The 24,720-nt window shown below is 35.6% G+C and carries 28 protein-coding genes, 1 pseudogene and 1 riboswitch; of the genes and pseudogenes, 25 read left to right on the plus strand and 4 right to left on the minus strand.

Features of this window, described 5'->3' with window-relative positions; all coding sequences use genetic code 11:
* Positions 1 to 380: 380 nt before the first annotated feature.
* Positions 381 to 962: a cob(I)yrinic acid a,c-diamide adenosyltransferase gene (locus CN288_RS10055; RefSeq protein ID WP_026591228.1), complete on the plus strand. Its 582-nt coding sequence runs from the start codon at positions 381 to 383 to the stop codon at positions 960 to 962.
* Positions 963 to 1,046: 84 nt separating this feature from the next.
* The gene (locus CN288_RS10060; protein WP_090691076.1) at positions 1,047 to 1,661 is read left to right on the plus strand and encodes a peptidoglycan DD-metalloendopeptidase family protein; all 615 of its coding nucleotides are present in this window, start codon (positions 1,047 to 1,049) and stop codon (positions 1,659 to 1,661) included.
* 28 nt (positions 1,662 to 1,689) lie between these two features.
* On the opposite strand, the gene CN288_RS10065 is transcribed toward CN288_RS10060, so the two are convergent.
* A complete protein-coding gene (locus tag CN288_RS10065; protein ID WP_026591226.1) occupies positions 1,690 to 2,376 on the minus strand; it encodes a hypothetical protein in 687 nt (228 codons plus the stop codon).
* A gap of 344 nt (positions 2,377 to 2,720) precedes the next feature.
* A riboswitch (FMN riboswitch) is annotated at positions 2,721 to 2,858 on the plus strand.
* A 163-nt stretch (positions 2,859 to 3,021) separates the two neighbouring features.
* Here CN288_RS10065 and CN288_RS10070 point away from each other — a divergent pair.
* Entirely contained in the window at positions 3,022 to 3,600 is a 579-nt protein-coding gene (locus tag CN288_RS10070) for an ECF transporter S component (RefSeq protein ID WP_026591225.1), read from the plus strand.
* Positions 3,601 to 3,717: 117 nt separating this feature from the next.
* Here CN288_RS10070 and CN288_RS10075 read toward each other — a convergent pair whose 3' ends face one another.
* Positions 3,718 to 3,966: a ferredoxin gene (locus CN288_RS10075; protein ID WP_003206564.1), complete on the minus strand. Its 249-nt coding sequence runs from the start codon at positions 3,964 to 3,966 to the stop codon at positions 3,718 to 3,720.
* 319 nt (positions 3,967 to 4,285) lie between these two features.
* Here CN288_RS10075 and CN288_RS10080 point away from each other — a divergent pair, with 319 nt between their 5' ends.
* The 10 genes from CN288_RS10080 (at position 4,286) to CN288_RS10130 (ending at position 13,522) form a co-directional block, all read left to right on the plus strand.
* Positions 4,286 to 5,347 (plus strand): helix-turn-helix domain-containing protein, encoded by a 1,062-nt coding sequence (locus CN288_RS10080; RefSeq protein ID WP_098302221.1) that lies wholly within the window; start codon positions 4,286 to 4,288, stop codon positions 5,345 to 5,347.
* Entirely contained in the window at positions 5,337 to 6,884 is a 1,548-nt protein-coding gene (locus CN288_RS10085) for a RecQ family ATP-dependent DNA helicase (RefSeq protein WP_098302222.1), read from the plus strand. The genes CN288_RS10080 and CN288_RS10085 overlap by 11 nt, the downstream gene beginning before the upstream one ends.
* Entirely contained in the window at positions 6,865 to 7,428 is a 564-nt protein-coding gene (locus tag CN288_RS10090; protein ID WP_026591222.1) for a CPBP family intramembrane glutamic endopeptidase, read from the plus strand. Before CN288_RS10085 ends, CN288_RS10090 begins: the two co-directional genes overlap by 20 nt.
* Before the next feature lie 21 nt (positions 7,429 to 7,449).
* Positions 7,450 to 7,944 (plus strand): LysM peptidoglycan-binding domain-containing protein, encoded by a 495-nt coding sequence (locus tag CN288_RS10095; protein WP_026591221.1) that lies wholly within the window; start codon positions 7,450 to 7,452, stop codon positions 7,942 to 7,944.
* Positions 7,945 to 8,052: 108 nt separating this feature from the next.
* Positions 8,053 to 8,841 (plus strand): metallophosphoesterase, encoded by a 789-nt coding sequence (locus tag CN288_RS10100; protein ID WP_026591220.1) that lies wholly within the window; start codon positions 8,053 to 8,055, stop codon positions 8,839 to 8,841.
* Positions 8,842 to 9,233: 392 nt separating this feature from the next.
* Positions 9,234 to 9,836, plus strand: coding sequence for a genetic competence negative regulator (locus CN288_RS10110; protein ID WP_026591219.1), 603 nt, complete (start codon positions 9,234 to 9,236; stop codon positions 9,834 to 9,836).
* A gap of 259 nt (positions 9,837 to 10,095) precedes the next feature.
* Complete coding sequence (gudB, locus tag CN288_RS10115) at positions 10,096 to 11,379, plus strand: NAD-specific glutamate dehydrogenase (protein WP_026591218.1); 1,284 nt, start codon at positions 10,096 to 10,098, stop codon at positions 11,377 to 11,379.
* Positions 11,380 to 11,579: 200 nt separating this feature from the next.
* Positions 11,580 to 11,816, plus strand: a complete 237-nt coding sequence (locus CN288_RS10120; protein WP_026591217.1) for a DUF3961 domain-containing protein — start codon at positions 11,580 to 11,582, stop codon at positions 11,814 to 11,816.
* Positions 11,817 to 11,895: 79 nt separating this feature from the next.
* Positions 11,896 to 12,426 (plus strand): peptidoglycan recognition protein family protein, encoded by a 531-nt coding sequence (locus CN288_RS10125; protein ID WP_026591216.1) that lies wholly within the window; start codon positions 11,896 to 11,898, stop codon positions 12,424 to 12,426.
* Between the two features lie 112 nt (positions 12,427 to 12,538).
* Positions 12,539 to 13,522 carry a YpdA family putative bacillithiol disulfide reductase gene (locus CN288_RS10130; protein WP_098302223.1) on the plus strand — a complete coding sequence of 328 codons (984 nt, stop codon included), beginning with the start codon at positions 12,539 to 12,541 and terminating at the stop codon, positions 13,520 to 13,522.
* Between the two features lie 26 nt (positions 13,523 to 13,548).
* On the opposite strand, the gene CN288_RS10135 is transcribed toward CN288_RS10130, so the two are convergent.
* Positions 13,549 to 14,523 carry an asparaginase gene (locus CN288_RS10135; RefSeq protein WP_081810986.1) on the minus strand — a complete coding sequence of 325 codons (975 nt, stop codon included), beginning with the start codon at positions 14,521 to 14,523 and terminating at the stop codon, positions 13,549 to 13,551.
* A gap of 204 nt (positions 14,524 to 14,727) precedes the next feature.
* Between CN288_RS10135 and CN288_RS28715 the strand changes: the two genes are divergently transcribed.
* From CN288_RS28715 to fni, 4 genes are all read left to right on the plus strand, one after another.
* The gene (locus tag CN288_RS28715) at positions 14,728 to 14,901 is read left to right on the plus strand and encodes a DUF5359 family protein (RefSeq protein ID WP_090691103.1); all 174 of its coding nucleotides are present in this window, start codon (positions 14,728 to 14,730) and stop codon (positions 14,899 to 14,901) included.
* 132 nt (positions 14,902 to 15,033) lie between these two features.
* Positions 15,034 to 15,711, plus strand: coding sequence for a (d)CMP kinase (gene cmk, locus CN288_RS10145; RefSeq protein WP_026591213.1), 678 nt, complete (start codon positions 15,034 to 15,036; stop codon positions 15,709 to 15,711).
* A 343-nt stretch (positions 15,712 to 16,054) separates the two neighbouring features.
* Positions 16,055 to 17,203 carry a 30S ribosomal protein S1 gene (rpsA, locus tag CN288_RS10150; protein ID WP_026591212.1) on the plus strand — a complete coding sequence of 383 codons (1,149 nt, stop codon included), beginning with the start codon at positions 16,055 to 16,057 and terminating at the stop codon, positions 17,201 to 17,203.
* Between the two features lie 12 nt (positions 17,204 to 17,215).
* Positions 17,216 to 18,265, plus strand: a complete 1,050-nt coding sequence (gene fni / locus CN288_RS10155) for a type 2 isopentenyl-diphosphate Delta-isomerase (protein WP_098302224.1) — start codon at positions 17,216 to 17,218, stop codon at positions 18,263 to 18,265.
* Positions 18,266 to 18,463: 198 nt separating this feature from the next.
* On the opposite strand, the gene CN288_RS10160 is transcribed toward fni, so the two are convergent.
* The gene (locus CN288_RS10160) at positions 18,464 to 18,598 is read right to left on the minus strand and encodes a YpzI family protein (RefSeq protein WP_003206535.1); all 135 of its coding nucleotides are present in this window, start codon (positions 18,596 to 18,598) and stop codon (positions 18,464 to 18,466) included.
* A gap of 118 nt (positions 18,599 to 18,716) precedes the next feature.
* On the opposite strand from CN288_RS10160, the pseudogene CN288_RS10165 reads away from it, so the two are divergent.
* The 8 genes and pseudogenes from CN288_RS10165 (at position 18,717) to CN288_RS10200 (ending at position 24,713) form a co-directional block, all read left to right on the plus strand.
* Positions 18,717 to 19,327 (plus strand): annotated as a pseudogene (locus CN288_RS10165) (YphA family membrane protein).
* A complete protein-coding gene (locus CN288_RS10170; RefSeq protein WP_026591209.1) occupies positions 19,320 to 20,213 on the plus strand; it encodes a YIEGIA family protein in 894 nt (297 codons plus the stop codon). Before CN288_RS10165 ends, CN288_RS10170 begins: the two are co-directional and overlap by 8 nt.
* Positions 20,210 to 20,395: a capping complex subunit for YIEGIA gene (locus CN288_RS10175; RefSeq protein ID WP_026591208.1), complete on the plus strand. Its 186-nt coding sequence runs from the start codon at positions 20,210 to 20,212 to the stop codon at positions 20,393 to 20,395. Before CN288_RS10170 ends, CN288_RS10175 begins: the two co-directional genes overlap by 4 nt.
* A gap of 125 nt (positions 20,396 to 20,520) precedes the next feature.
* A complete protein-coding gene (gene der, locus CN288_RS10180) occupies positions 20,521 to 21,831 on the plus strand; it encodes a ribosome biogenesis GTPase Der (protein WP_026591207.1) in 1,311 nt (436 codons plus the stop codon).
* 18 nt (positions 21,832 to 21,849) lie between these two features.
* The gene (locus CN288_RS10185) at positions 21,850 to 22,872 is read left to right on the plus strand and encodes an NAD(P)H-dependent glycerol-3-phosphate dehydrogenase (RefSeq protein WP_026591206.1); all 1,023 of its coding nucleotides are present in this window, start codon (positions 21,850 to 21,852) and stop codon (positions 22,870 to 22,872) included.
* 117 nt (positions 22,873 to 22,989) lie between these two features.
* Positions 22,990 to 23,241: a stage VI sporulation protein F gene (locus CN288_RS10190; RefSeq protein ID WP_026591205.1), complete on the plus strand. Its 252-nt coding sequence runs from the start codon at positions 22,990 to 22,992 to the stop codon at positions 23,239 to 23,241.
* Positions 23,242 to 23,689: 448 nt separating this feature from the next.
* On the plus strand, positions 23,690 to 23,893 hold the full coding sequence (locus CN288_RS10195; RefSeq protein ID WP_026591204.1) for a DUF2768 domain-containing protein: 204 nt from the start codon (positions 23,690 to 23,692) through the stop codon (positions 23,891 to 23,893).
* Positions 23,894 to 24,002: 109 nt separating this feature from the next.
* The gene (locus CN288_RS10200; protein WP_026591203.1) at positions 24,003 to 24,713 is read left to right on the plus strand and encodes a hypothetical protein; all 711 of its coding nucleotides are present in this window, start codon (positions 24,003 to 24,005) and stop codon (positions 24,711 to 24,713) included.
* Positions 24,714 to 24,720: the final 7 nt, after the last annotated feature.

The raw sequence follows: 24,720 nt of genomic DNA on the forward strand, positions 1-24,720 counted from the left end.
TGAATATTGAAGTTCTAGTATTTTTTATTCTTTTTGAGTTTATAATATTTTCTCAATGGAATGAAGAATATTAGAGCTTTTTGTTTTATTGTGCTATTTGTAGATGATAGTCTCTTTATGAAAGTTGATTGAAGGATAAATAGAATAAAGAATAAATCCATGTTGATTTGCTGGCATATCAGTCGCGGCTATGAAAATAAAAGGAGATTATCACTTATTTACTCCTGTTGTTTCACATGGCATGGTGCTGAAAAAAGGATTTGACCGTTTCTATACAGGTCGGATGCTCTCTTCCATCAAAAAGAAAGGTTTAGGTCGTTTTTTCAATGTATACTTACATTTGTGATGGAATAAAAGTTGAAAAGAGAGGTGTAGAATATTTGAAACTATATACAAAAACAGGAGATAAAGGACAAACGAGTATTATTGGTGGGCGAGTTGATAAAGATCATATTCGTGTAGAAGCATATGGAACCATTGATGAGGCGAACTCTTATATTGGATATGCGATGACTATGATTCAAGAAGAACGCTTTCAAGACATATGTGATGAGCTTGAAAAGATTCAGCATGAGTTGTTTGATTGCGGTGGGGATTTAGCAATTGTACAGCAAAAAATGCCGTATACAGTAACGGAAGAGATGGTGGTGTATTTAGAAGAACGAATTGATCGCTACATAGAAGAGGCTCCGCCACTAGAGCGTTTTATTTTGCCCGGCGGGAGCTCGGCATCCGCCATGATTCATGTTGCACGTACAGTAACGAGAAGAGCTGAGCGTCATATTGTATCGTTAGGAAAGCAAGAAGAAATAAATGAAATTGTCTTGCGATATGTTAATCGATTATCCGATTATCTATTTGCAATTGCTAGAGTGATAAACGCCCGACTTAATGTGAACGACGTCGAATATAAACGAAGTGCAATTGTTTTTCGTAGTAAGGAAGAGGAGGAAGTGGAGTAATTCACTTTCTTTTTTTGTATACTTTTTTCCGAGATATACAACAATAGAGAAAGTGTGACGGTTATTAAAAAATGGAGGATGTATATGAAAGGCTTAAAAATCGTGGTACTTGTCTTTGGATTGTTTTTTAGTTCTCAAGCATATGCTTATGCCGAGGATGGGAGATGGATATGGCCTGTAGACGGAAGAATTAGTGACTATTTTGGAACAAGAAATGGAAAACACTATGGTATTGATATAGCAGCGTCAATTGGTACGCCGGTTGCAGCGATTCGAGGTGGAACAGTAACAAAATCCTATTTTTCCAATAGTTATGGACATGTAGTGTTTATTAAACATGGAGAATATGAGGCTGTGTACGCTCATCTAAATAAGAGATATGTATTTCAAGGGGATCAGATTGCAAGAGGTGAGATAATTGGTGAAGTGGGAAACACAGGTGAATCACGCGGGGCACATTTGCATTTAGAAGTTCATAAAGGTACTTGGACATTTGGGAAAAGAAACGCAATGAATCCATTGCTTGTTTTAAATGAAGAAAGAGATCAAGTAGCCTCAGTATCAATGTATATTGTACAAAAAGGGGATACATTGGTCAGTATCGCACGGAAGTTTGGCATGACTGTTCATGAGATAAAAGTGAAAAACACACTGCAACAAGATCAAATTTATCCAAATCAAAAGTTATATATAAATTAAAAAAGAGCTAGCAAAACTAGCTCCTTTTTTACCAAAAAATAAAGACACATATAAATCCGGAAATGACTAAATAGCTATAATAATAAAAGACCTTTGTCCTCGTTTTTTCCTTCGTTCGAAATAATACAATAGTTGGTTCGATTAGCCCAATTGTAAAGCAAAGTAGACCAAGGAGCATACAACCGATAGAAAAAGAATACAAGGCAACTTGTATTTTGTGGAATGGAATAATCCATTTTAATAAAAATGCAATAAGTACGGTATAACATATGCTACCAATGTATTTGTTTAAAGTTGTATTAGAACGAAAACCAGGAAGCTTTTTCAAAAAGGATCGGGAAACAACTTCTGTCTGTAAAGAAGTATGCTCTTCTATTATTTTTTGTGCTTCTTTTCCTTTATGAAAGAGAGAAAGAATCCAATTACGCTTTCCTTGGAAAATAAATTGCGATGTTGTTAAATAGTGATCAATTTTCACTTTATCCCAACTGCTCCATGGATGACGCTCACATAGCTTTAGTTTACTTTCTGTTGTTTTATCATACTGATAAACACTAATTCCTTCTTCATCAAAAGTAGCATAGTATGTTTCTCTTGAAAATGCGCCTAAATCAATTGGACAGTAGAAAAGTAACACCTTTTTTAAATAAAAGTATTCTTTTCTAAGGTTTTTTTTCATCGTTTCTTGAATAGAGTGTCTTTTTTCTTTTTTCATGACATTTCCTCCGTATTAAGAAAATGCTCTTATCTTAACAATTCAATATCTTATCATTTTTCTGTATAGATGACTAGGGAGTAGCGTAGGGAAAAGTCGGATTGTAAAAAATATGGGTTAAGTTGTCAAATAATTCGACGGATGCTTTATCCTAAAATTTGTAGGCAGTAAGGCTCGATTGGTAAGGGTTAATAATCAGTAGGATGAAGAATAAAGCTACTGAGTAAATTTTCACTTTATATGGTCTTCAAAATAAAAAGTGCACTTACTATTTGTAAGTTATAAACGTTTTTGTTCACAATTGTATGATGATGTTGTATAATAGTGAAGAAAATAGAATATCGGTCTATCTTCGGGGCAGGGTGAAAATCCCGACCGGCGGTGATGAACAGTTGTTTTTCGTTCTAAGCCCGCGAGCCGTTAAGGCAGGATTTGGTGAGATTCCAAAGCCGACAGTACAGTCTGGATGGGAGAAGATGGAGGTTCAAGCGTTCAAAAAAGATAGTTCTTTGAACGTCTGTTTGATGTGCCTAAAAATTCTCCCTTTGTGTAAAACACAAAGGGTTTTTTCATGAGATGAAAAAATAGGCATAGCAGAACCTTTCCACTTTCCATGAGATGATCGATGGAAAAGGAGAGAGAAGGATGAAACAAAAAAACAGTGTAGTACAAATGGTGAGTGTAGCAATGCTTAGTAGTATTGCATACTTACTTATAATGTTGGATTTCCCATTTCCAGGACTTCCGCCGTTTTTAAAAATTGACTTTAGTGATGTGCCAGCTTTAATTGCAGCGATTATTTTTAGTCCGATTGCAGGTGTAATTGTAGAAGCAATAAAAAATATTCTTCACTACGGAATTCAGGGGAGTTTAACGGGGGTTCCAGTTGGAGAAATAGCGAACTTTATTGCGGGATGTTTATTTATTGGACCAGCAGCTTTCTTATTCCGAAAGTATCGTACAGTAAAAAGCTTAACAACAGGGTTAATGTTAGGGACGGTTACAATGGCGGTAATTATGAGTGTGTTAAATTATTTTATCATTTTACCAGCTTACACTTGGTTTTTAAATCAGCCTGCTATGTCTAGTAGTGGTATGCGACAAATGATTGTAGCGGCAATTTTACCATTTAATTTAATTAAGGGAATTGTTGTAACAGTTGTATTTGTAGCACTGTTTTCACGTTTGAAAGTGTGGGTATTTGCAAAAATGAAAAATGCATAGAAACTTTGGCCATCAGCGGGAGCGTACCGCTGATGGTCTTTTTATTTGTGAGTTAGATGAATAACAAAAAATCCCCCTCATTTTATGAGGGGGGATTTTTTGAAGTTAATAAAAAGACTATTCGAATTTTAAAGCATCGCCATCGAATGATTCGTCAGCAACTTTAATTGAGTCAGTTGGGCAACCTTCAAATGCGTCCATCATGTCATCAATTAATACATCTGGAATTTCAACGATACCTTGGTTATCATCTAATGTTACAAATGCAATACCTTCATCATCGTAGTCATAAATATCTGGTGCAGCAGCTCCACAAGCTCCGCATGCGATGCAAGTGTCTTTATCAACGATTGTATATTTTGCCATATTTTTTTCCCTCCTGATAATATGTATGTGAAAATAGTCGCCATAAAAATTATAACCTTATTGTAAAACGGTTTTTCGAACTTTTCAACATAAAATTATAATGATAATGCTTATCAATTAGAGTGTCAACTTATTTTTGATTTATTTCACAAGATTTTCAAAATGCCTAAATGGTGTACAGTTTGATACAATAGACAATATAAAGTAAAGCTTCCATCAATGGAAGCTTTTCATCCCTAGCTGATGGCGAACCTTCACCAATTAGGCTATTACTGTCAGCGCATAACAAGATAAATGTAATTGAAAGGTGGAAGCGGTGATGCAGTTACAATATACTTTATTGTATTGTATAAAACAATTAGATGGTGAACGAACTGTTTCTTCCATTTATCACCTTTTAAAAGGAAAACGTTCTTCACAAACGTTACAAGATGGAAATATATTTCACATTTCTTTTTTATTTGGAATATACAAACCATTACAACGTTCTGATTATGATCAGGAAATTGAAAATGTATTACATAAGGGTTGGATTCAAATTGTAAATGAAAATACATACATATTAACTAATGCTGGGAAGAACCAACTAGGAATTTTTGAAAAAACACTTCCTTTTCCGCAGTATTTACACGGTTTGAACTATGGAGATATTGGTGAAATCTTTTGGAAACGACTTTCATTAATTATCCAAACTGTGTCAAATTTACAACAACAGAATGCGAAATTTCTTCCAATTCAACAAGATACAGAGGTAATGATGTGGGTCAAGCAGTTTCTCACCAAGATACCATATGCAAGAAGTAAACTTGCGGAAGGTTTATGGAAAGAGGTACATATGCTGTTGAAAGATACCTTGCCAATAGAAGCAACAATTTTTACATATCGACTAACAGGATATGAACGAATTGGATATACAGTAAAACAACTTGCAGAAATTACAAACCAAGATGTATTTCGTGTATATCTTTTATTTTGGGGTACCATTCATTTCTTTATTCAATCCGTTCGAGATAATGAAAAAGATTTTCCATTATTAACAAAGATTATTTCTTATCCGAATGAAAGGGCAGATTTGTTTAGTTTATCAACAAAGAAAACATATCAGCTTTGGAGACAAGGGCGTTCTTTAGACGAGATTGCAACAATTAGAAATTTAAAGGTTGCAACAATAGAAGATCATTTTGTTGAAATTGCATTAAGAGAAAGAGACTTTTCTATTGAAATATTTATGGGAAAAAATAAAATCAAGCATGTACAGCGCATTATTGAGACATTGCAAACACGTAAGTTACGTGTATTAAAGCAAGCTGTAGGAGAAGAGATTTCTTATTTTGAGATCCGTCTTGTGTTAGCGCAAATGGAGGTTGTAAATGAGTCTTGAGGATTATCTGTATAAGTGGTTTGGTTATAGCGAATTTCGGCCTGGGCAGAAAGAAGTGATTGCAGATTTATTGCAAGGAAAAGATGTTGTAGCGATGCTTCCAACTGGAAGGGGAAAATCAATGTGTTACCAGCTGCCTGGTCTGATGCAAGATGGAACAGTACTAATTGTTTCTCCATTACTGTCCTTAATGGAAGATCAGGTAGGACAGCTGAAATATGTAGTAAAGAATCGTGTGATTGCGCTGAATAGTTTTCGCACATTAAACGAAAAAAAGGAAGCGCTAAGGAAATTATCTACTTATAAATTTGTCTTTGTCTCACCTGAAATGTTGCAATCTGAAGTAATAGTAAGAGAACTAAGAAGGATTCATATTTCGCTATTTGTCGTAGATGAAGCACATTGTATTTCCCAATGGGGTTATGATTTTCGAACGGACTATAAAAAACTAGATCAAGTTATAGTGGCTATTGGACATCCTCCGGTATTAGCATTAACAGCTACTGCAACAAAAGAAGTATTACAAGATATTATAAAAACTTTAAAACTTACGAATGTAGCAGAGCATTTGTATTCGATTGATCGCCCCAATATTGCAATGGAAGTACAATTTGTACAAACGATAGAGGAAAAAAAGGAAGCACTTCTCACTCAAGTGATTAATTTACAAGGACCAGGAATCATTTATTGCTCTAGCAGGGCTTGGACGGAGCGCTTAACAGAATATTTAGGGAGTAAAGGTATAGCGGATGTTGCATTTTATCATGGTGGAATGGAACATGAAGAGCGAATGCTAATTCAACAGCAATTTATGAATGATCAACTGCAACTTGTTATATGTACAAGTGCATTTGGTATGGGGGTAAACAAGCCAAATACAAGGTATATTATTCATTTTCATTATCCAACAAATATTGCTTCTTATTTGCAAGAGATTGGTAGGGCGGGAAGAGATGAAGAGGCCAGTATTGCGATTCTACTTTGTAGTCCAATGGATCATGATCTACCAGTTTCTATTATTGAGGATGAATTACCAAATAAACAGCAAATTCAATTTTTGTTTTCCTTACTACAAGAAAAGATGTACCAAACGAAAGCTTTGCCAATAGAAGATGTGAAAGAAATTTGTTATAATGCTGCAAGGTTTAGTGAACAACATTGGCGTTTTGTACGATATCATTTAGAAAAGATGAAAATCATACAAGGGAAGAAGCTCATTATGGAATCCTTGTCAGATGAGATAATGAAAAGATTAATGTTAGAAGTGGAAGGGCGTCTTCGGAATAAATATAGTCAATTAGAAAATATGAAATCCTGGATACAGTTTAAAGGGTGTAGACGTGAAAAAATGCTACAGCAATTTGGTTATAGGAAGGAATTTGAGATAAAAAACTGTTGTGACTATTGTGGTATTTCAAAAGAAGAGTATAAAAAAAGACGAGCAAGACAACCAATTTTCGACTATAATTGGGAAACAGAGTTACAGTTGCTCTTTGGTATGAGAGAACGGAGGAATGATGAACATTCAAAGGCGTAGTATTGAAGACATAGGTCCGAAAGAAATACGGCTTAATCTCTATATAACACAATTAATAATTATAGGTGTTGGCTGCGCGTTGGCCTATATACTATTTCCAAATAGGAATGAATTTTATGATTTGTGGAAATGGGAGCCTGTTTCCATTCTCGTAATAGGCAGTGTGGTTGCAGGCGGTGTTGTCTTACTTGATTATATTGCAATGCAAATACTACCAGAATCCTGGTTTGATGATGGTGGAATTAATGATCGAATGTTCAAAGGAATTTCTGTAATACAATTATTCGTTATTACGTTTGTTATTGGCTTTGCTGAAGAGTTTTTATTTCGAGGGGTATTGCAGACTCAGTTTGGACTTGTAATTGCAAGTGTTATTTTTGCTGTGTTACATGTTCGGTATGTGAAGAAGCCATTTTTATTTTGCTTTGTATGTATGATCAGTTTTGTGTTTGGGTATGTGTTTCAATGGACAGGAAATTTGTTTATAACAATCTTTGCACATTTTCTTGTTGATTTTATAATGGGTCTTCAATTAAGGAGATAAATGGAAGGTGGGGTGAACATCATGAGAAAACAAATTCCTGATTTTGAAGAAGAACTTGAAGAAACGTTAGAAGACGAGCAGACGGAAGAAGGTTTACCGCCGCGAAGTGAAATTCATCAAAATAAAGAAAAGAAAAAATCTAAATTTAAGATTAACCATTTTTTTGTTCGGATTTTAACATTTCTATTTATTTTGTTGCCACTTAGTATTTTATGGTATACGGATAAGTATATCGAGGTAAAAAGTGCAAAAGAGAATAATGCCCCTGGAAAAAATGCATTTGATGTGATTTTTTTCGATTCAAATAAACATGGAGAAGGAGAAAAGAAGCACTCAGAAAAATTTGAAACGCATATTGTAAAGAAAGGCGAGACATTCGAAAGTATTGGGAAACAGTATTTTCCGAATAAAGATGGGGCTACAATCATTAAAAATTATAATAATTTACAAGATAATCAGTTAGAAGTGGGAAAAGAATTAAAAATTCCTATTAAAGAAAAGAACGGGAAAGAATAGAGGTAAAACAGTTTTAATATGAGTGAATTGAAAAAATGAATGAAGCATTCAATTTTATAGCAATATGATTTAAAGAGATTCTATTACATTTTGTTGAGAGGGAAGTATATGGTATGGATTTTAGGTGGTATGTTCATATGTATAGGCTTTATTTGTCTTTTTATGATGTATAGAGAAGCATTACGTGATACATTGCTAGAACACACTTTCTCATTTATGAATTTCCCGGAAAGCTTTGGAAAAGTTAGGATATTCTTTATTTCAGACATTCATAGGAGAGTTGTTTCTCCTTCTTTAATTGAAAATGTAAAAGGAAAAGCTGATCTTGTTATTATTGGTGGGGATTTAGCAGAGAAAGGTGTATCGTTATCACAAATTGCGGCTAATGTTCAAACGTTAAGTGAAATTGGTCCCGTATATTTTGTATGGGGAAATAACGATTATGAAATTGACTATCATGAATTAGATGCGTTATTACTAGAACATGGTGTCAAAATTTTAGATAATACAAGAGTACTATTTGAATCAGAGTGCGGCGACAAGCTTTGTCTATTAGGAGTGGATGATGTTGGATTAGAAAGGGATCGTTTAGACTTGGCGCTAGCAGATTGTCAAGAAAATGGCTTTCGTATTCTTATTAGCCACAATCCTGATATTGTGAACAAAATGTCTGGACAAGAACAAATTTCGCTCGTATTAAGTGGTCATACACATGGAGGACAAATTCGTATATTTCATTCTAAACGTTATTTAAAAGGTGGTGTGTATGAGTATCCGAATACAACTTTGTTTGTGAGTAACGGATATGGAACGACATTTATACCGCTACGTTTTCGGGCTCCATCTCAAACGCACTTAATTACGTTGCAAGGGGAAATTAGGAGATGCTCGGTTTAAAGGATAGAACATACGCCAACTTTAAAAGGGAAATATAAAAATTGTTTCGAATATGCACGGAATTCAGCCAAGTACGCTGTGAGCTTGGGAGAGGTCATATCATATTATCGATCAAGCAGTCCAGCTATCAGAGAACAATCGGTTGCAAAATCATAATTTAGTTGAGAGGGCGTACAGTCAAGAAGTGTTTTTAGTAGACGATATCCTACAGTATTTGCTAGAATTTGATGAAATACATGCCCGTGAATTATTAAACGTGGCATTTGTTATTTATACAATAAAAAATGAAATAGGTGGTTAAAACTGCCGGAATAGTTGTTCGAAAAGAACCATCTATTTTCTATTTCATATAATAAAAATTAGATACAATGGTTACGTAGGGAGGTTACAAGATGAGGCTGGAACGTTTGAATTATAATAAAATCAAAATTTTCATAACGTTTGATGATTTATCTGAGCGAGGGTTGACGAAGGAGGATTTGTGGAAAAATGCTCCAAAAGTGCAACAGTTATTTCGCGATATGATGCAAGAAGCAAATAAAGAACTTGGGTTTGAAGCAGATGGTCCAATTGCAGTTGAAGTATTTTCTTTACAGGCGCAAGGAATGGTTGTGATTGTTACAAAAGAAAATCATGAAACAGATACAGAAGATGAGTTTCGTGATGAGTATATTGAGATGCAAGTAACTCTAGATGAGAGTGAGCATATATTATATGAATTTGCAACGTTTGAAGATGTGATTACTTTGGCAAAACGTTTGTATCATCTCGGAGTAACCGGAGGCAAACTTTACACATGGGATGGACGTTTTTATCTTTGGATGGAAGAGGAAACACCATTATTAAAGGCAGATATCATTGCGATTTTAGCGGAATATGGTAATTCTTCAACGGTGACAATTTATCGCATTATGGAATATGGAAAAGAGTTAATGGATTCTCAAGCAATTCAGCAAATATACAAGTATTTTGTCTCAAAACAAAACCTCAGCTAATATGAATAGCTTGAGGTTTTATTAGTATTTTGTGATATTGGAGAGACTAAAATACAGTATGGTATAAAAAACATTTAAATATTTAAGTATTTTACTTTTCTAAAAGCAATAAAAGGACTATAATAATAGTGAAAACGCTTGCAATAAAAAATAGTTTGTATACATTTGTTAGCGTTTTCTATTGCATTCCAAATTTAACGGTGTATACTAGGCAATGAAGGTTTACTAAACAAGTGAAATTACAGGGGGTTTACTTACTATGGTAGCCGAAAAGGGAGCTCAAACACAAACACAACAGAGGGAACAACATTTTGAATTATTAAATTCAACACAAATTGTTATTAATGAAGCCCTAGAAAAGTTGGGTTATCCAAACGAGGTATATGAATTACTTAAAGAACCAATTCGTATGATGACAGTGAAAATTCCAGTTCGTATGGATGACGGGACTGTTAAAATATTTACAGGATATCGCGCGCAGCACAATGATGCTGTTGGTCCAACGAAAGGTGGAATTCGCTTCCATCCAAACGTAACAGAAAACGAAGTGAAAGCACTTTCTATTTGGATGAGTTTAAAATGTGGTATTGTAGATTTACCATACGGTGGAGGTAAAGGTGGTATCGTTTGTGATCCGCGAGAAATGTCTTTCCGTGAATTAGAAAGATTAAGTCGTGGGTATGTACGAGCAATTAGCCAGATTGTTGGTCCAACAAAAGATATTCCTGCTCCAGATGTATTTACAAACTCGCAAATTATGGCATGGATGATGGATGAATATAGCCGCATCGATGAATTTAATTCACCTGGATTTATTACAGGTAAACCGCTTGTATTAGGTGGATCTCATGGGCGTGAAACAGCGACTGCGAAAGGTGTAACAATCTGTATTCGCGAAGCTGCGAAAAAACGTGGCATCGAAATTAAGGGCGCTCGCGTTGTTGTTCAAGGATTTGGGAACGCGGGTAGTTTCCTAGCTAAATTTATGCATGATGCTGGTGCGAAAGTAATTGCAATTTCTGATGCTTACGGTGCATTACATGATCCAAATGGATTGGACATCGACTACTTGCTAGATCGCCGCGACAGCTTCGGAACGGTAACGAAATTGTTTAATAATACAATTTCAAACAAAGAGCTGTTAGAACTTGATTGTGATATTTTAGTTCCAGCTGCAATTGAGAACCAAATTACAGAAGAGAACGCTGCAGATATTAAAGCGAAAATTGTTGTAGAAGCAGCAAATGGTCCAACTACATTAGAAGCAACTAAGATTTTAACAGAACGTGGTATTTTACTTGTTCCTGACGTATTAGCAAGTGCTGGTGGTGTTACTGTATCATACTTCGAATGGGTACAAAATAACCAAGGTTACTACTGGTCAGAAGAAGAAGTAGAACAACGTTTAGAAAAAGTAATGGTAAGATCATTCGATTCTATTTATGAAACATCACAAGTTCGTAAAGTGAACATGCGTTTAGCAGCGTATATGGTTGGTGTACGCAAAATGGCAGAAGCTAGCCGCTTTAGAGGTTGGGTATAATAGAACGGAAAGTTTAGAGAGAACGTGGTTTCCTTTTGAGGGAACCACGTTTTTTATTGGAATATATAATAGGGATTAAAATATTATTTTCAAAATGGATGTACGATTATAAAAAATAAAAAAGAACACTTGTTCCTACAGAACGTTTGTGCTATACTTTCCTTAGATAAACAAAACGGAAACAAAATAAGGAGAGATAAATAATGAAAATCATAGCAGACCAAAGACTTATGATGCCAACAGATGTTATGAAACGGGTAGAGGTTTTACGAAAAAAAGATGTGAAACGTTCATCTTTGTTACAATCTGTGAATAAATTTTTCGGTTTAGATACTAAAGAAGATCGTGTTTGGTTTTATGGGTTTTATGGAACAGCTGTAAGTATTTTATTATTTATGGTGTTTACTTCAAACATTTTTGATTTTCTCTTTGCGTAAAGAAATGTGCTATATAGATATTGAGGTCGAATACATATATAAGGAAGAAAGGTAATTTTCTAGAGCGGAGTTGATAGACATGGTTATGTTCCCTATAGAGCGGAATTATATTGGGTACGGAAGCTCACGGCCAGGAATTCGCCTTTCGAAGGTGAAATTTATTGTAAGTCATGATACGGGGAATCCTGGGAGCAACGCGATAGGAAATCGTGATTACTTTAACGAAGTACAACCAAAGGCATCGGCGCATACTTTTATAGATGATAGGACCATTTTAGAAATTATCCCAATTGATGAGGTAGCGTATCACGTAAGATATAGTGTACCAACGGATAATGATTTGTTTGGTTATGATGCGAACAAAGCAGCGATTGGTGTTGAAATGTGTTATGGAGGTAATGTTAATTTTTGGGATTCTTACACGCGGTTTACATGGTACCATGCCTATTTATGTCATACATTCAATCTAAATCCTAAAAAGGATATTGTATCTCATAAAACGCTTGATCCTACGAGAAAAATTGATCCAGAAAATGTATTAGGGCAACAAGGAATAAGTTTTAGACAGTTTTTAGCGGACGTCTATCGAATGTACGTATCGTATAGATGACAAATATATGAAAAATGAATACAATGAAGATAGGTGCCTACTGCTGAAAGTAGGTTTTTTCTTGTTTTATAATAAATAGAGATTGAAGCAGAAGACTAGGAGTGAACCGGGTATGCAAAAAGAAACAGCTATTATAATCGGGGGCGGACCGTGTGGATTAGCAGCAGCGATTTCACTGCAGCAAGAAGGAATCAATCCACTAGTAATTGAAAAAGGAAATATTGTGAATGCAATTTATCATTATCCAACTCACCAAACTTTTTTTTCTTCTAGTGAAAAACTAGAAATTGGTGATGTTGCTTTTATTACAGAAAATCGTAAGCCAGTTCGTAATCAAGCGCTTGCTTATTATCGTGAAGTGGTAAAGCGTAAAGGAGTACGGGTAAATGCCTTTGAACGCGTAGAACAAGTGCAAAAAGATGGGAACTTTTTTAGAGTAAATACGACGAAGCGTGATGGGAACAAGGAGATATATACCGCAAAATATATTGTAGTGGCAACAGGGTATTATGATAATCCAAACTATATGAACGTTCCTGGAGAAAACTTAGATAAAGTTTCCCATTATTTTAAAGAGGCACATCCATATTTTGATCGTGATGTAGTTGTAATAGGAGGGAAAAACTCAAGTATAGATGCAGCGCTAGAACTTGTAAAAGCTGGAGCGCGTGTAACGGTGTTGTATCGTGGGGGGGAATATTCACCGAGTATTAAGCCGTGGATATTACCTGAATTTGAAGCATTAGTACGTAATGGTGCAATTCAAATGCAGTTCCATGCTCACGTGAAAGAAATTACCGAACATACACTTACGTATACAAGTAAAGGAGAGGCATTTACAATTCAAAATGATTTTGTATTTGCGATGACAGGATACCACCCAGATCATAGTTTCCTAACAAAAATGGGAGTAGAAATTGATAAAGAAACAGGGCGTCCGATATTTACAGAAGAAACAATGGAAACGAATGTTGAGAATATCTTTATTGCGGGTGTTATTGCAGCGGGCAATAATGCAAATGAAATTTTTATTGAGAATGGAAGATTTCATGGTGGAGCAATTACACAAACAGTTGTATCAAGAGAACAAAAATAAGCTGTCGAATTTCGACAGCTTATTTTTTAATCCTGCATAAACATTTGTTGGATTTTGTCTTTAGAATCAGTACATTCTAAAGCAACAAGTAGTTTAATACGAGCTTTTTGGGCGTTTAAACCATATGTGAAAACAATACCCATATCTTTTAACTGTTTTCCCCCACCTTCATAGGAATATACATCTTGGACAATTCCGTTAAAGCATCGGGAAACAAGAACAATTGGAATTCCTTTATTTATTAAGCGTTGCAAACTAGAGAGCGTTCGTGGTGGTAAATTACCTTGACCAAGTGCTTCAATTATGATCCCATCTACCGGTAGGCTTTCAATTGCTGTTAATAATGTATCATCCATACCAGCGTAAGCTTTTAACACAACGACATTTTTAGAAACTTGTCCGACTTCGTATGTTTCATGATGTACGAGAGCGTGATGGAAGACAACCCCGCGCTTTGTTACCATACCGATTGGTCCGTATTGAGGGCTTTGGAATGTTGCGACATTACTTGTATGTGTTTTTGTTACATTTGTTGCACAGTGGATTTCGTCGTTCAACACGACAAGAACACCTTTTCCAAGTGCTTCGCTACTACTTGCAACCTTTACAGCGGATAAAAAGTTATATAAACCGTCAGCGCCTAATTCGTTGCTAGAGCGCATTGCCCCCGTTACAACAATTGGAATGTTCGCTTGTACAGTTAAATCTAAAAAATATGCAGTCTCTTCTAATGTATCTGTACCATGTGTAATGACAACACCATGGATGTCTTCATTTTTTACTCTTTCGTCAATGATGACTTGTAATTGTAACATCTCACTAGGAGTCATATGAGGTGATGGAAGATGAAAGACATCTTCAACAATTAAATCAATATTACCCTCTAAATCAGGAATGAACTTTAAAAGAGGATTTTGTTTTCCAGGTTGTACAACCCCAGTTTCTTTATCTTCTTCCATTGCAATTGTTCCACCTGTGTGTAAAACTAGGATTTTTTTCAATGCTTATACCCCTTTCTAGTCGAAAAATACATTAAGAACATACCACGTTTTTGCTAGATTCGACAATGGAAATGTATAAAAGTTTGTATTAAAAATGAAAATAAAGTTAGCTACTTTATATTTGAGATATATAGAAGTGAGAGGATTTTTAGTTTTGTATTGTAGGTTGTTGAAATGAATAAAAAAATGAGAAGAGGACATTTTTTGAAAAAAATTGAGGGAGTTTTAATTCGTATAGTATTAGTTCAATTTATTTGTCTTTGCATTATTCAATTGCTTTTTATGCAAGAATCTACAGTGAAATATTTATCGAAAATTGTTTATTATGAAGGTGTTGTAGATAAAGGTATAACGAATGTTTTACAAGTGAATAAGTAGTTTTCATTTTCTTCTAGTAAGGATTGTGCTACAATAATTGAGGATTTAATCGACATGAAACAAGCGCAGAGAAGCAGGGGATTTGTACCTGCTTTTCATTTTGTTTTACAAGTGAAAAAATGAGGTGTTACAATGGATAAACGAATTTCAATTGCGATAGATGGTCCAGCGGCTGCTGGAAAGAGTACAGTTGCAAAGATTGTTGCGAAAGAACTTTCTTATGTGTATATTGACACAGGTGCAATGTATCGTACACTTACATACGCTGCTCTTCAGCAAAATGTAGATATTGAGAATGAAGAAAGTTTAATGGAAGTTTTAAAAAATGTAAATATAGAGTTTCAACAAGGTGAAAATACACAGCTAGTTTTCTTAAACAACCAGGATGTATCCGACGCGATTCGTACACCGGACGTAACAAATCGCGTATCAATTGTTGCTAAGCATCGTCTTGTTCGTGAAGAGATGGTACGTCGTCAACAAGCTCTAGCAGAAAAGGGCGGCGTAGTAATGGACGGGCGTGATATTGGTACGCATGTGCTACCTAATGCGGAAGTGAAAATTTTTATGCTTGCTTCTGTTCAAGAAAGAGCTGAGCGGAGACATCTTGAAAACACGAAGAAAGGTTTCGCTTCTAGTTTAGAGCAACTGAAAAAAGAGATTGCTGAGCGTGATAAGTTGGATTCAGAGCGTGAAGTTTCTCCACTGAAAAAAGCGGATGATGCATTGGAATTAGATACAACTTCTTTATCAATTGAAGAGGTTGTCCGAGAAATCATGGATATTGTTTCTGTAGCATTTTCAAAATAAAGAAAGGGGGAATCCTCTTTCTTTTTTATTTTGAAAATATCAGTATAGTGAGACGCTTTCCTTGACAAATAAGTCAATTTGTAAGAAGTTAGTAAAAGAAGAGGAACTGTCAGAATATATTCGCTATTATATTTTAAAACATACTTTATTCAAGGAGATTTTGCTGTATACTATTTATATAGGTTACTATATCTTCTATAAAGTGTAGGATAAACAATAGGTTGTTGTATGTATTAGAAGCGAGTATATGCTAAAACATTCTTATAACATGCAAATGAAAGCATTTGTTTTCATTTCGTGTATACATAAAAAAGCTTTGTCAATTCTGTAGGGAGGTATTTCCATGGTAGAGAAAATGAATGAAGAAGTTATGGATTCAAAAGTATTACAAGTGGGTGACGTTGTTACGGGTTCTGTAACAAAGGTTGAAGAAAAACAAGTTCTTGTAAATGTTGGATACAAAACAGATGGCGTTATTCCGATTAGTGAATTAGCTAACGTTCATATTGAAAAAGCGAGCGATGTTGTAGAATTAGACCAAACTCTGGAATTAAAAGTTATTAAATTAGAAGATGATGATCTTGTGTTATCGAAACGTGCTATTGATGCAGAAAAAGCATGGGTAGAGTTGCAAGAGAAATTCACTTCAGGTGAAGTGTTTGATGTTACTGTAAAAGATATTGTGAATGGTGGTTTAGTTGTGGACCTCGGTGTCCGTGGATTTATTCCAGCTTCACTTGTAGAAATGCACTATGTAGAAGATTTTACTGATTATAAAGGAAAAACATTAGCGGTGAAAATCGTTGAATTAGATCGTGAAAAGAATCGTGTTATTCTTTCACATAAAGCAGTTGTCGAACAAGAATTAGATTCGAAGAAAAAAGAAGCAATTTCTTCTTTAAAAGAGGGGGACGTTGTGGAAGGTACAGTTCAACGATTAACTGACTTCGGTGCTTTTGTGAATGTTGGTGGCGTAGATGGTTTGGTACACATTTCACAAATTTCTCATGATCGTGTTGCACAGCCTTCTGATGTGTTAACACAAGGACAAGGTGTTAAAGTTAAAGTGTTATCAGTTGATGCAGATACGCAGCGTATTTCTTTATCGATTAAAGCAGCACAGCCAGGACCTTGGGAAAACGTTTCTGCTGAAGTTAAAGCAGGTGATATTCGAGAAGGTGTAGTGAAGAGAATTGTTACCTTCGGTGCTTTCGTTGAAATTTTACCAGGTGTAGAAGGCCTTGTGCATGTATCACAAATTGCAAATCGTCATGTGAAAAACCCAAATGAAGTACTGGAAATGGGACAACAAGTGAAAGTGAAAATACTTGAAGTGCATGCGGCAGAAAAACGAATTTCTTTAAGTATAAAAGAAGCTATTGAAGAAAATAATGAAACAGAAGATTATAGCCAATATGAGCCGACTTCTGAATCTGCAACTTTCCAATTTAGTGATATTATTGGTGAACAACTGAAAAAATTAAAAAAATAAAGAGGGATACAAGTGGTAAGGGCGAAACGAAAATTAGAACATATTGAATATGCTCTTTCCACCGGACAGTCTCGTATACATGGCTTTCATGACATTGCTTTTGTCCATCAAAGCTTGCCAAATTCAAGTTATGAAAGCATTACATTTGAAACAAAAATCGGCGAACTTTCATTAAGTTCGCCGATTTTTATCAATGCAATGACTGGTGGTGGGGGAGATCACACATTACATATTAATGAGCAGTTAGCACATGTGGCAAAGTATCACAATCTTACGATGGCTGTTGGTTCTCAAATGGCTGCTTTAAAAAATGAAACAGAAGCCTCCTCTTATCGAATTGTTCGAAAGGTGAATCCAAATGGAATCATTTTTGCAAATTTGGGTAGTGAAGCAAGCGTTGAACAAGCGAGGCGTGCAGTTGATATGATTGAAGCAAATGCGTTGCAAATACATTTAAATGTCATTCAAGAATTAACGATGCCAGAAGGCGACCGAGATTTTACAGGCGTATTGGAGCGAATTGAAAAAATCGTAATAAGTTCACCGGTTCCAGTTATAGTAAAAGAAGTAGGGTTTGGTATGAGTAAAGAAACGGTACAACAACTAGTTAATGTTGGCGTTACAGCTGTAGATATTGGTGGTTATGGTGGCACAAACTTTGCCGCAGTTGAAAATGAACGAAGGCAGCGAATGCTTTCTTATTTTAATGATTGGGGCATTCAGGTGGCTACCTCAATAATAGAAGCGTCCTCTACAAATAACACCCTCTCCCTTATTGCATCTGGTGGTATACAAACGGCACTTGATGTAGCAAAAGCAATCGCGCTAGGTGCGCAAGCGACGGCTTTTGCTGGTTATTTTTTACGTATATTAATGAATGATGGTGTAGACAAGTTAATCGAAGAAATAGAACTTTTACATACAGATTTACAATTTATTATGACGGCCCTTGGAGCGAGAACGATTTCGGAGCTTCAGCGAGTGCCACTTATTGTGAAAGGTGATACGTATCATTGGTTAGCACAACGTGGAATTGATACTACATGTTATAGTCAGAGATAATACACTCTTACATCAGGATTTTTCCATGGGCTATTTGTTAATTATAAGGTGAAATGATTAATATATACACGAAACTTCAAGTTTCTAATCGTGTAGAAGCAATTAAGAAAGCGATGAAAATTGGTTTAATAACATAATGAACTTTGAGACGATGAAATGAAAAAACAGCCANNTGGCTGTTTTTTCATTTCATTTTGTTTAATGCTGATTTTGTTTACGAGCTTGTTCTGGTGTATCAAGACCAGTTGCACCAGGATATTGTAATGATTGGTCACGATCTGATTCAACACGGCGTGATTGTTTTAACTTCTTTTCTTGGCGGTCTTTTCCCATTGTTGTATACACCTCCTTAATAGAAAGTGTTGCTGTTATAAGAAAAACTATGCAAAAAGAAGAAAAGGATTAGTTTTCATAAAAAGTTCCCATAATGGAAATGATAGGAGGGAAAAATATGGAGGGAAGTTATTTTTATTTCGTAGCATGGATGGGTTGGATTGTTACAACATTTTTTTTGAGAAAAGATGAAATTCGTTGGAAAGTCAGTGCTGTTATATTAATGTTTATTATTTGTTCCCAGATAACCGTATCTATTGCTTCTTTCACTATATCAGTAAATGCTCTTATACTTGGTGTTATTTCTTTTTTTGGGGTTGCTCTATATTCTATATGGAAAAAAGTGTACGCTTTATTGTCGGCACTTATTATTGCTATGTTATACACGAGTTTTCATTTATTAGAGGTGTACGATCCGATTTGGATTGTTATTGATCGAACCTTTATGTTAAGTGGTACTCTTGTGTATGCATCGATTTTATTACATAGAGATCGTTTATTGCGTCTATGTTCCTTGTATGCCGGAGCGCTACAAGGAGAAATATTGGTAACATTTATTTTTCGCAGGCTTCATTTTCCATACGAATTTGGTAGTTTGACATTTTTTGATATCATTGCTGTTTCTACGCTACTTGTAATGCTGATGTTTTATATCGTAAAAATATCGGCGTATAGAGGACTGTTTAGGAAAAAACATGTAAAAGAAAGGCAAGGGTAATACATGACTGAATATACATCAGCCATTTTATGTGGCGTCATAGCTGGAACGCTAACACGAATTTTGATGCTTCGTACAGATACGAGGCAGTATCCGACACGTTTACATGGAAAAATCATTCACGTTGCTATGGGGCTAATTGCAGCAGCTTTAGGAGCGATTGCTATTCCGTCTATTTTGAAGAAGGACTTTTCAGCAATCACCTTTTTGACGTTAGCTGCGTCTCAATTTCGAGATGTTCGAAATATGGAAAGGAATACGCTGCAGCAATTAGATGGATATGAGCTTGTACCACGTGGAAATACGTATATTGAGGGGATAGCCCTTGTGTTTGAAAGTCGCAACTATTTAGCGATGTTAACAGCGTTTGTGACAACATTTACATATATAGGATTTCATTCATGGATTGCTGGTGTAGTTGCTGGCTTAGTGGGATTCTTTATTGCAAAAACATTGATGTCTGGTAAAAGGTTACGTGATCTTGTAGACATTGAACATGCTCCTCTCCGTTTTGAAGGAGCAGGACTATATATTGATAATATTTATATTATGAATATTGGATTGCCAGCAAGACAAGAAGAAATTATGAAGTATGGAATGGGCTTTATTTTAAAGCCTAAGTCTATTGATGCAAGGGTAACGATTTCCAATCTTGGACAACGACAAGCAATCTTGCATGATGTTTCGGTTGCGTTAGGCGTATTTAGAGATTCTGGAACTCCAGCGTTAGTCCCATTGGCTAAACGTGATTTAGAAGATGGAAGGGTAGGGTTATTTGTACTCCCACAAGACCAAGATGTAAAAAAAGCGATTGCAGTAATAGGAAGTGTGCCAACGTTAGAAAGTGCTGTTCACATGTCATCAGAGGCCCCGAAAGGAAGGGGAGATATGAGATGAGGTTAGAAAGTTATATTCTTGCTGTAATTACAACAACGCCAGAAAAGTTCGCTGGTGGAGCGCCTTTATTTATGTGTGATTCAAAAGAAGAAATGGAATTTGTAGCAAATAATTTAGAAGCGATTTTAGACGGTATTGCACACCGCCTACAAGAGAATGTATATATTATTGTGAAACATTAGTAACGTGTGATATAATATGAGGTGTTTTGATACGATGAGAAATATTCTGGAATGCAAATCCCTTCTTGCACAAAGAAGGGTTTTTTACATAATAAACAGAAGCAAAGTTGAAAGGATGAAATGATATGCCGAAACCAGTAGTGGCAATAGTAGGACGCCCGAACGTAGGGAAATCTACTATTTTCAATAGAATTGTTGGAGAGAGAGTTTCAATTGTAGAAGATATCCCAGGGGTAACGAGAGATCGTATTTACAGTGCGGGAGAATGGTTAAATCATGAATTTAACATTATTGATACGGGTGGAATTGATATTGGAGATGAGCCGTTTTTGACACAAATTCGTCAACAAGCAGAAGTTGCGATTGATGAAGCGGATGTTATCATTTTTATGACAAATGGTCGCGATGGTGTAACAGCTGCGGATGAAGAAGTAGCAAAGATTTTATATCGTTCTAAAAAGCCGGTTGTACTAGCGGTGAATAAAGTTGATAATCCAGAGATGCGTAATGATATTTACGATTTCTATGCATTAGGATTTGGTGAACCATTCCCAATTTCAGGTACACATGGATTAGGTTTAGGTGATTTATTAGACGAAGCAGCAAATCATTTTCCAAAAATTGAAGAGGAAGCATATGATGACGATACAATTCGTTTCTCACTAATTGGTCGCCCAAACGTAGGGAAATCTTCACTAGTAAATGCATTGCTTGGTCAAGAGCGTGTAATCGTAAGTAATGTAGCAGGAACAACACGTGATGCTGTCGATACACCATATAGTAAAGATGGCCAAGATTACGTTATCATTGATACAGCTGGTATGCGTAAAAAGGGAAAAGTATACGAGAGCACTGAAAAATATAGTGTACTTCGTGCACTAAGAGCGATTGAACGCTCTGACGTTGTCTTAGTTGTTTTAGACGGCGAAGAAGGAATTATTGAGCAAGATAAAAAAATTGCTGGCTATGCACATGATTCAGGACGAGCTGTTATTATCGTTGTGAATAAATGGGATGCAGTTAAAAAAGACGAAAAGACAATGAAAGCATTTGAAGAAAATATTCGTGCGCATTTCCAATTCTTGGATTATGCACCGATCGTATTCTTATCTGCGAAAACGAAAAAACGTACACAGACATTATTGCCAGTTATTAATGAAGTCAATGAAAGTCATAGCATTCGCGTACAAACGAATGTACTAAATGATGTAATTATGGATGCGGTGGCAATGAATCCAACACCAACACATAATGGTAGTCGCTTGAAAATTTTCTATGCAACACAAGTTGCAGTGAAACCACCAACATTTGTTGTGTTTGTAAATGATCCAGAACTAATGCATTTTTCATATGAACGTTTCTTGAAAAATCGTTTGCGTGAGTCGTTTGGCTTCGTAGGAACGCCAATTCGAATTATTTCTAGAGCAAGAGACTAATGGAGAGGATGTGATTTTATGAAAAAAATCACAGTAGTAGGAGCAGGTAGCTGGGGAACAGCGTTAGCGATGGTATTAGCTGACAATGGTCATGATGTACGTATTTGGGGGAATCGTTCAGAGCTTATGGATGAAATTAATATGAAGCATGAGAATAGTCGATACCTTCCAGGAATTACATTGCCAAGCACAATCGTAGCCTACTCTTCTTTAGAGGAATCGTTAGTAGATGTAGATACGGTACTTTTAGTTGTACCGACGAAAGCTTATCGCGAAGTATTAAGAAATATGAAAGATATTGTTTCACAGCCAATTACTTGGATTCATGCAAGTAAAGGAATTGAACCAGGTACTTCAAAACGTATTTCAGAAATGATTGAAGAAGAAATTCCAGCGCATCTTATTCGTGATGTTGTTGTTTTATCAGGGCCAAGCCACGCGGAAGAAGTAGGGCTTCGTCAAGCGACGACGGTGACTGCTGCTGCGAAGCGAATGGAAGCGGCTGAAGAAGTACAAGATTTATTTATGAATAGTTATTTCCGAGTGTATACGAATCCTGATATTGTTGGAGTAGAGCTCGGTGGAGCGTTAAAGAATATTATCGCATTAGCCGCTGGTATAACAGATGGCCTTGGGTTAGGTGATAATGCAAAAGCCGCTCTTATGACGCGTGGCTTAACGGAAATTGCCCGTTTAGGAAGAAAGATGGGTGGTAATCCGTTAACATTTGCTGGTTTAACAGGAATGGGTGACTTGATTGTAACTTGTACAAGCGTGCATAGCCGAAATTGGCGTGCAGGGAATATGCTTGGAAAAGGATATTCATTAGAAGAAGTACTCGATAGTATGGGTATGGTAGTTGAAGGTGTACGAACAACGAAAGCGGCATACGAAATGGCTGAGAAAATGGAAGTTGAAATGCCGATTACGTCAGTTTTATATGATGTACTATTCAATGGGAATAATGTGAAAGATGCAGTAGGATCATTGATGGGACGTGTTCGTAAACACGAAGTTGAAGCGATACCTGATTTATTATAGGTAAAAGCTGTATACGTGCAGAAAAGCGCGTATACAGCTTTTTGTTTTTCTGGGTCTTTTCACCATTTGTTTCTTTTTGCATACGATGGATTGTAACTTGAAGAGAGGGTGAAGGGAATGGATAATAACATTTTCAGTAATATTGAGAAAGAAGCAAAAGTAAATAAAGACGATATTTTTAAATTAGCGTCATCTGTACAAAATGCAAATTTACGCGATGAGAAAGTACTACGTCAATTAATCCATCAAGTCGCAGTAATGGCAGGGCGAGAGGTACCAAAAGAACAAGAAGATCAAATTGTAAAAGCGATTATTAATAATAACATGCCGACAGACTTTAGCTCGTTAAGTAAAATGTTTAAAAAATAAAGTATGGGAAACAAAGGACTTAAGGATTGCATACGATAGCTATGAAGAAACGGGGTTAGAGCTGTTTGTGGGCATATTTGGTCAACCGAGGCGAAGGGGATATATTCGCTTCGGTTTTATTTTTGTTTTTTTACGATTAGCTGTGAGCGGTAATATTTTGTCTTAAAGTTTAACTGAAAGTAAAGGAGTGAGAGAAAAAGGGATTTTCATTAATGGAAGCTTACTTTTATTGATTGTATAGAAATCTATTTTGATTTTTAGATATACAAGTTACTGCTACGAAAAATAAAAGGTGACCCGTACTCATATACTCTCTTTGCCTTTATATGACATGGGACTGCTCTCTCCCACCTAAAAAAGAATGGTCTTATATTATTTTTCTATTTGTTTAAAATTTTTAATTTGTTAAAATAATATAAAAATAGATTAATAATTAAGGGGTGTACATATGTCTGAAGGACTTATCAAAATGTGGTTTTCTTTAGGGGCTATGGGGTTTATGTTTATTGCTGTGGTTTTCATTTTATTAAGCAGACATAAAATGAAGAATAAAATTTTGAAAGGGATTACAGCGAGTATTGCCTATACACTTATGATTGTATCCGGGATTGTTATTTTCCTTGTAGTGTTTAGTGGACCGGTTGAACAATAAGAATGAATCATCACCACTCTTTGTTTTCAAATAGATTGTGAGGAGGTAGGTGCAGATGTGTAAACAAATTTTAATGGATATGAGTGAGAAAATAAAGGATGGATTGTCTGTGAAAAAAACTTATATTATTTTAATATTTTGTTGTATAAGCCTTTTATCGGGGTGTATGTATCCTAAAGAAAATTTGAAACAAAATGCTGTCCCTTATGAAGATCAATTGCAAGCTGTTCAAAAGGCAGTTAATACATATAAGGAACAAAATAGTGGTTTATTACCAATCAAAACACGTGATATGAACACACCGATTTATCAAAAATACCCCATTGATTTTCAAAAAATTGCACCACGTTATATACAAGAAGCGCCTGGGAATGCGTATGAAAGTGGTGGGGTGTATCAATACGTATTAGTAGATGTAGAAACAAATCCAACAGTGAAGTTACTTGATGTCAGAATGGCGGAACAAATACGAGATGTTCAGTTGAAGTTGCAAATGTATCGCGATGATCATCAATATCCTCCTTTTAAAAAGGTGATTGCAGATGGTGTTTATGAACTAGATTTCAAAAAAATGGGATATAAAGATGTACCACAAGTAAAAAGTCCGTATTCTGGAAAGGGATTACCGCTTGTAATCAATGAAAAAGGAGAGATTTTTGTTGATTACCGAATGGATTTATATGAAATATTACAAAAAAATGGAGAAGAAATGAAAGAGGGAGAAGATATTCGGGATATGCTTTTAAAAGATACACCATTTGTGCCTGCATACTCTTTACCGTATACAGTAAAAAACGGAGAACCAATTTTTTTTAAATGATAAGTCA

It is taken from the genome of Bacillus sp. AFS023182 (genome assembly GCF_002560575.1).
In the GTDB taxonomy this organism is placed as follows: Bacteria; Bacillota; Bacilli; order Bacillales; family Bacillaceae_G; genus Bacillus_A; species Bacillus_A arachidis.

Coding starts and splice junctions, on each gene's coding strand:
- CN288_RS10100 (WP_026591220.1), top strand. CDS start 8,053: ATGGTATGGATTTTAGGTGGTATGTTCATATGTATAGGCTTTATTTGT.
- CN288_RS10095 (WP_026591221.1), top strand. CDS start 7,450: ATGAGAAAACAAATTCCTGATTTTGAAGAAGAACTTGAAGAAACGTTA.
- CN288_RS10085 (WP_098302222.1), top strand. CDS start 5,337: ATGAGTCTTGAGGATTATCTGTATAAGTGGTTTGGTTATAGCGAATTT.
- CN288_RS10185 (WP_026591206.1), top strand. CDS start 21,850: ATGAAAAAAATCACAGTAGTAGGAGCAGGTAGCTGGGGAACAGCGTTA.
- CN288_RS10160 (WP_003206535.1), bottom strand. CDS start 18,598: ATGGGAAAAGACCGCCAAGAAAAGAAGTTAAAACAATCACGCCGTGTT.
- CN288_RS10190 (WP_026591205.1), top strand. CDS start 22,990: ATGGATAATAACATTTTCAGTAATATTGAGAAAGAAGCAAAAGTAAAT.
- CN288_RS10065 (WP_026591226.1), bottom strand. CDS start 2,376: ATGAAAAAAGAAAAAAGACACTCTATTCAAGAAACGATGAAAAAAAAC.
- CN288_RS10110 (WP_026591219.1), top strand. CDS start 9,234: ATGAGGCTGGAACGTTTGAATTATAATAAAATCAAAATTTTCATAACG.
- CN288_RS10175 (WP_026591208.1), top strand. CDS start 20,210: ATGAGGTTAGAAAGTTATATTCTTGCTGTAATTACAACAACGCCAGAA.
- CN288_RS10070 (WP_026591225.1), top strand. CDS start 3,022: ATGAAACAAAAAAACAGTGTAGTACAAATGGTGAGTGTAGCAATGCTT.
- gudB (WP_026591218.1), top strand. CDS start 10,096: ATGGTAGCCGAAAAGGGAGCTCAAACACAAACACAACAGAGGGAACAA.
- der (WP_026591207.1), top strand. CDS start 20,521: ATGCCGAAACCAGTAGTGGCAATAGTAGGACGCCCGAACGTAGGGAAA.
- cmk (WP_026591213.1), top strand. CDS start 15,034: ATGGATAAACGAATTTCAATTGCGATAGATGGTCCAGCGGCTGCTGGA.
- CN288_RS10195 (WP_026591204.1), top strand. CDS start 23,690: ATGTCTGAAGGACTTATCAAAATGTGGTTTTCTTTAGGGGCTATGGGG.
- CN288_RS10125 (WP_026591216.1), top strand. CDS start 11,896: ATGGTTATGTTCCCTATAGAGCGGAATTATATTGGGTACGGAAGCTCA.
- CN288_RS10075 (WP_003206564.1), bottom strand. CDS start 3,966: ATGGCAAAATATACAATCGTTGATAAAGACACTTGCATCGCATGCGGA.
- CN288_RS10130 (WP_098302223.1), top strand. CDS start 12,539: ATGCAAAAAGAAACAGCTATTATAATCGGGGGCGGACCGTGTGGATTA.
- CN288_RS10170 (WP_026591209.1), top strand. CDS start 19,320: ATGACTGAATATACATCAGCCATTTTATGTGGCGTCATAGCTGGAACG.
- rpsA (WP_026591212.1), top strand. CDS start 16,055: ATGGTAGAGAAAATGAATGAAGAAGTTATGGATTCAAAAGTATTACAA.
- CN288_RS10060 (WP_090691076.1), top strand. CDS start 1,047: ATGAAAGGCTTAAAAATCGTGGTACTTGTCTTTGGATTGTTTTTTAGT.
- CN288_RS10090 (WP_026591222.1), top strand. CDS start 6,865: ATGAACATTCAAAGGCGTAGTATTGAAGACATAGGTCCGAAAGAAATA.
- CN288_RS10080 (WP_098302221.1), top strand. CDS start 4,286: ATGCAGTTACAATATACTTTATTGTATTGTATAAAACAATTAGATGGT.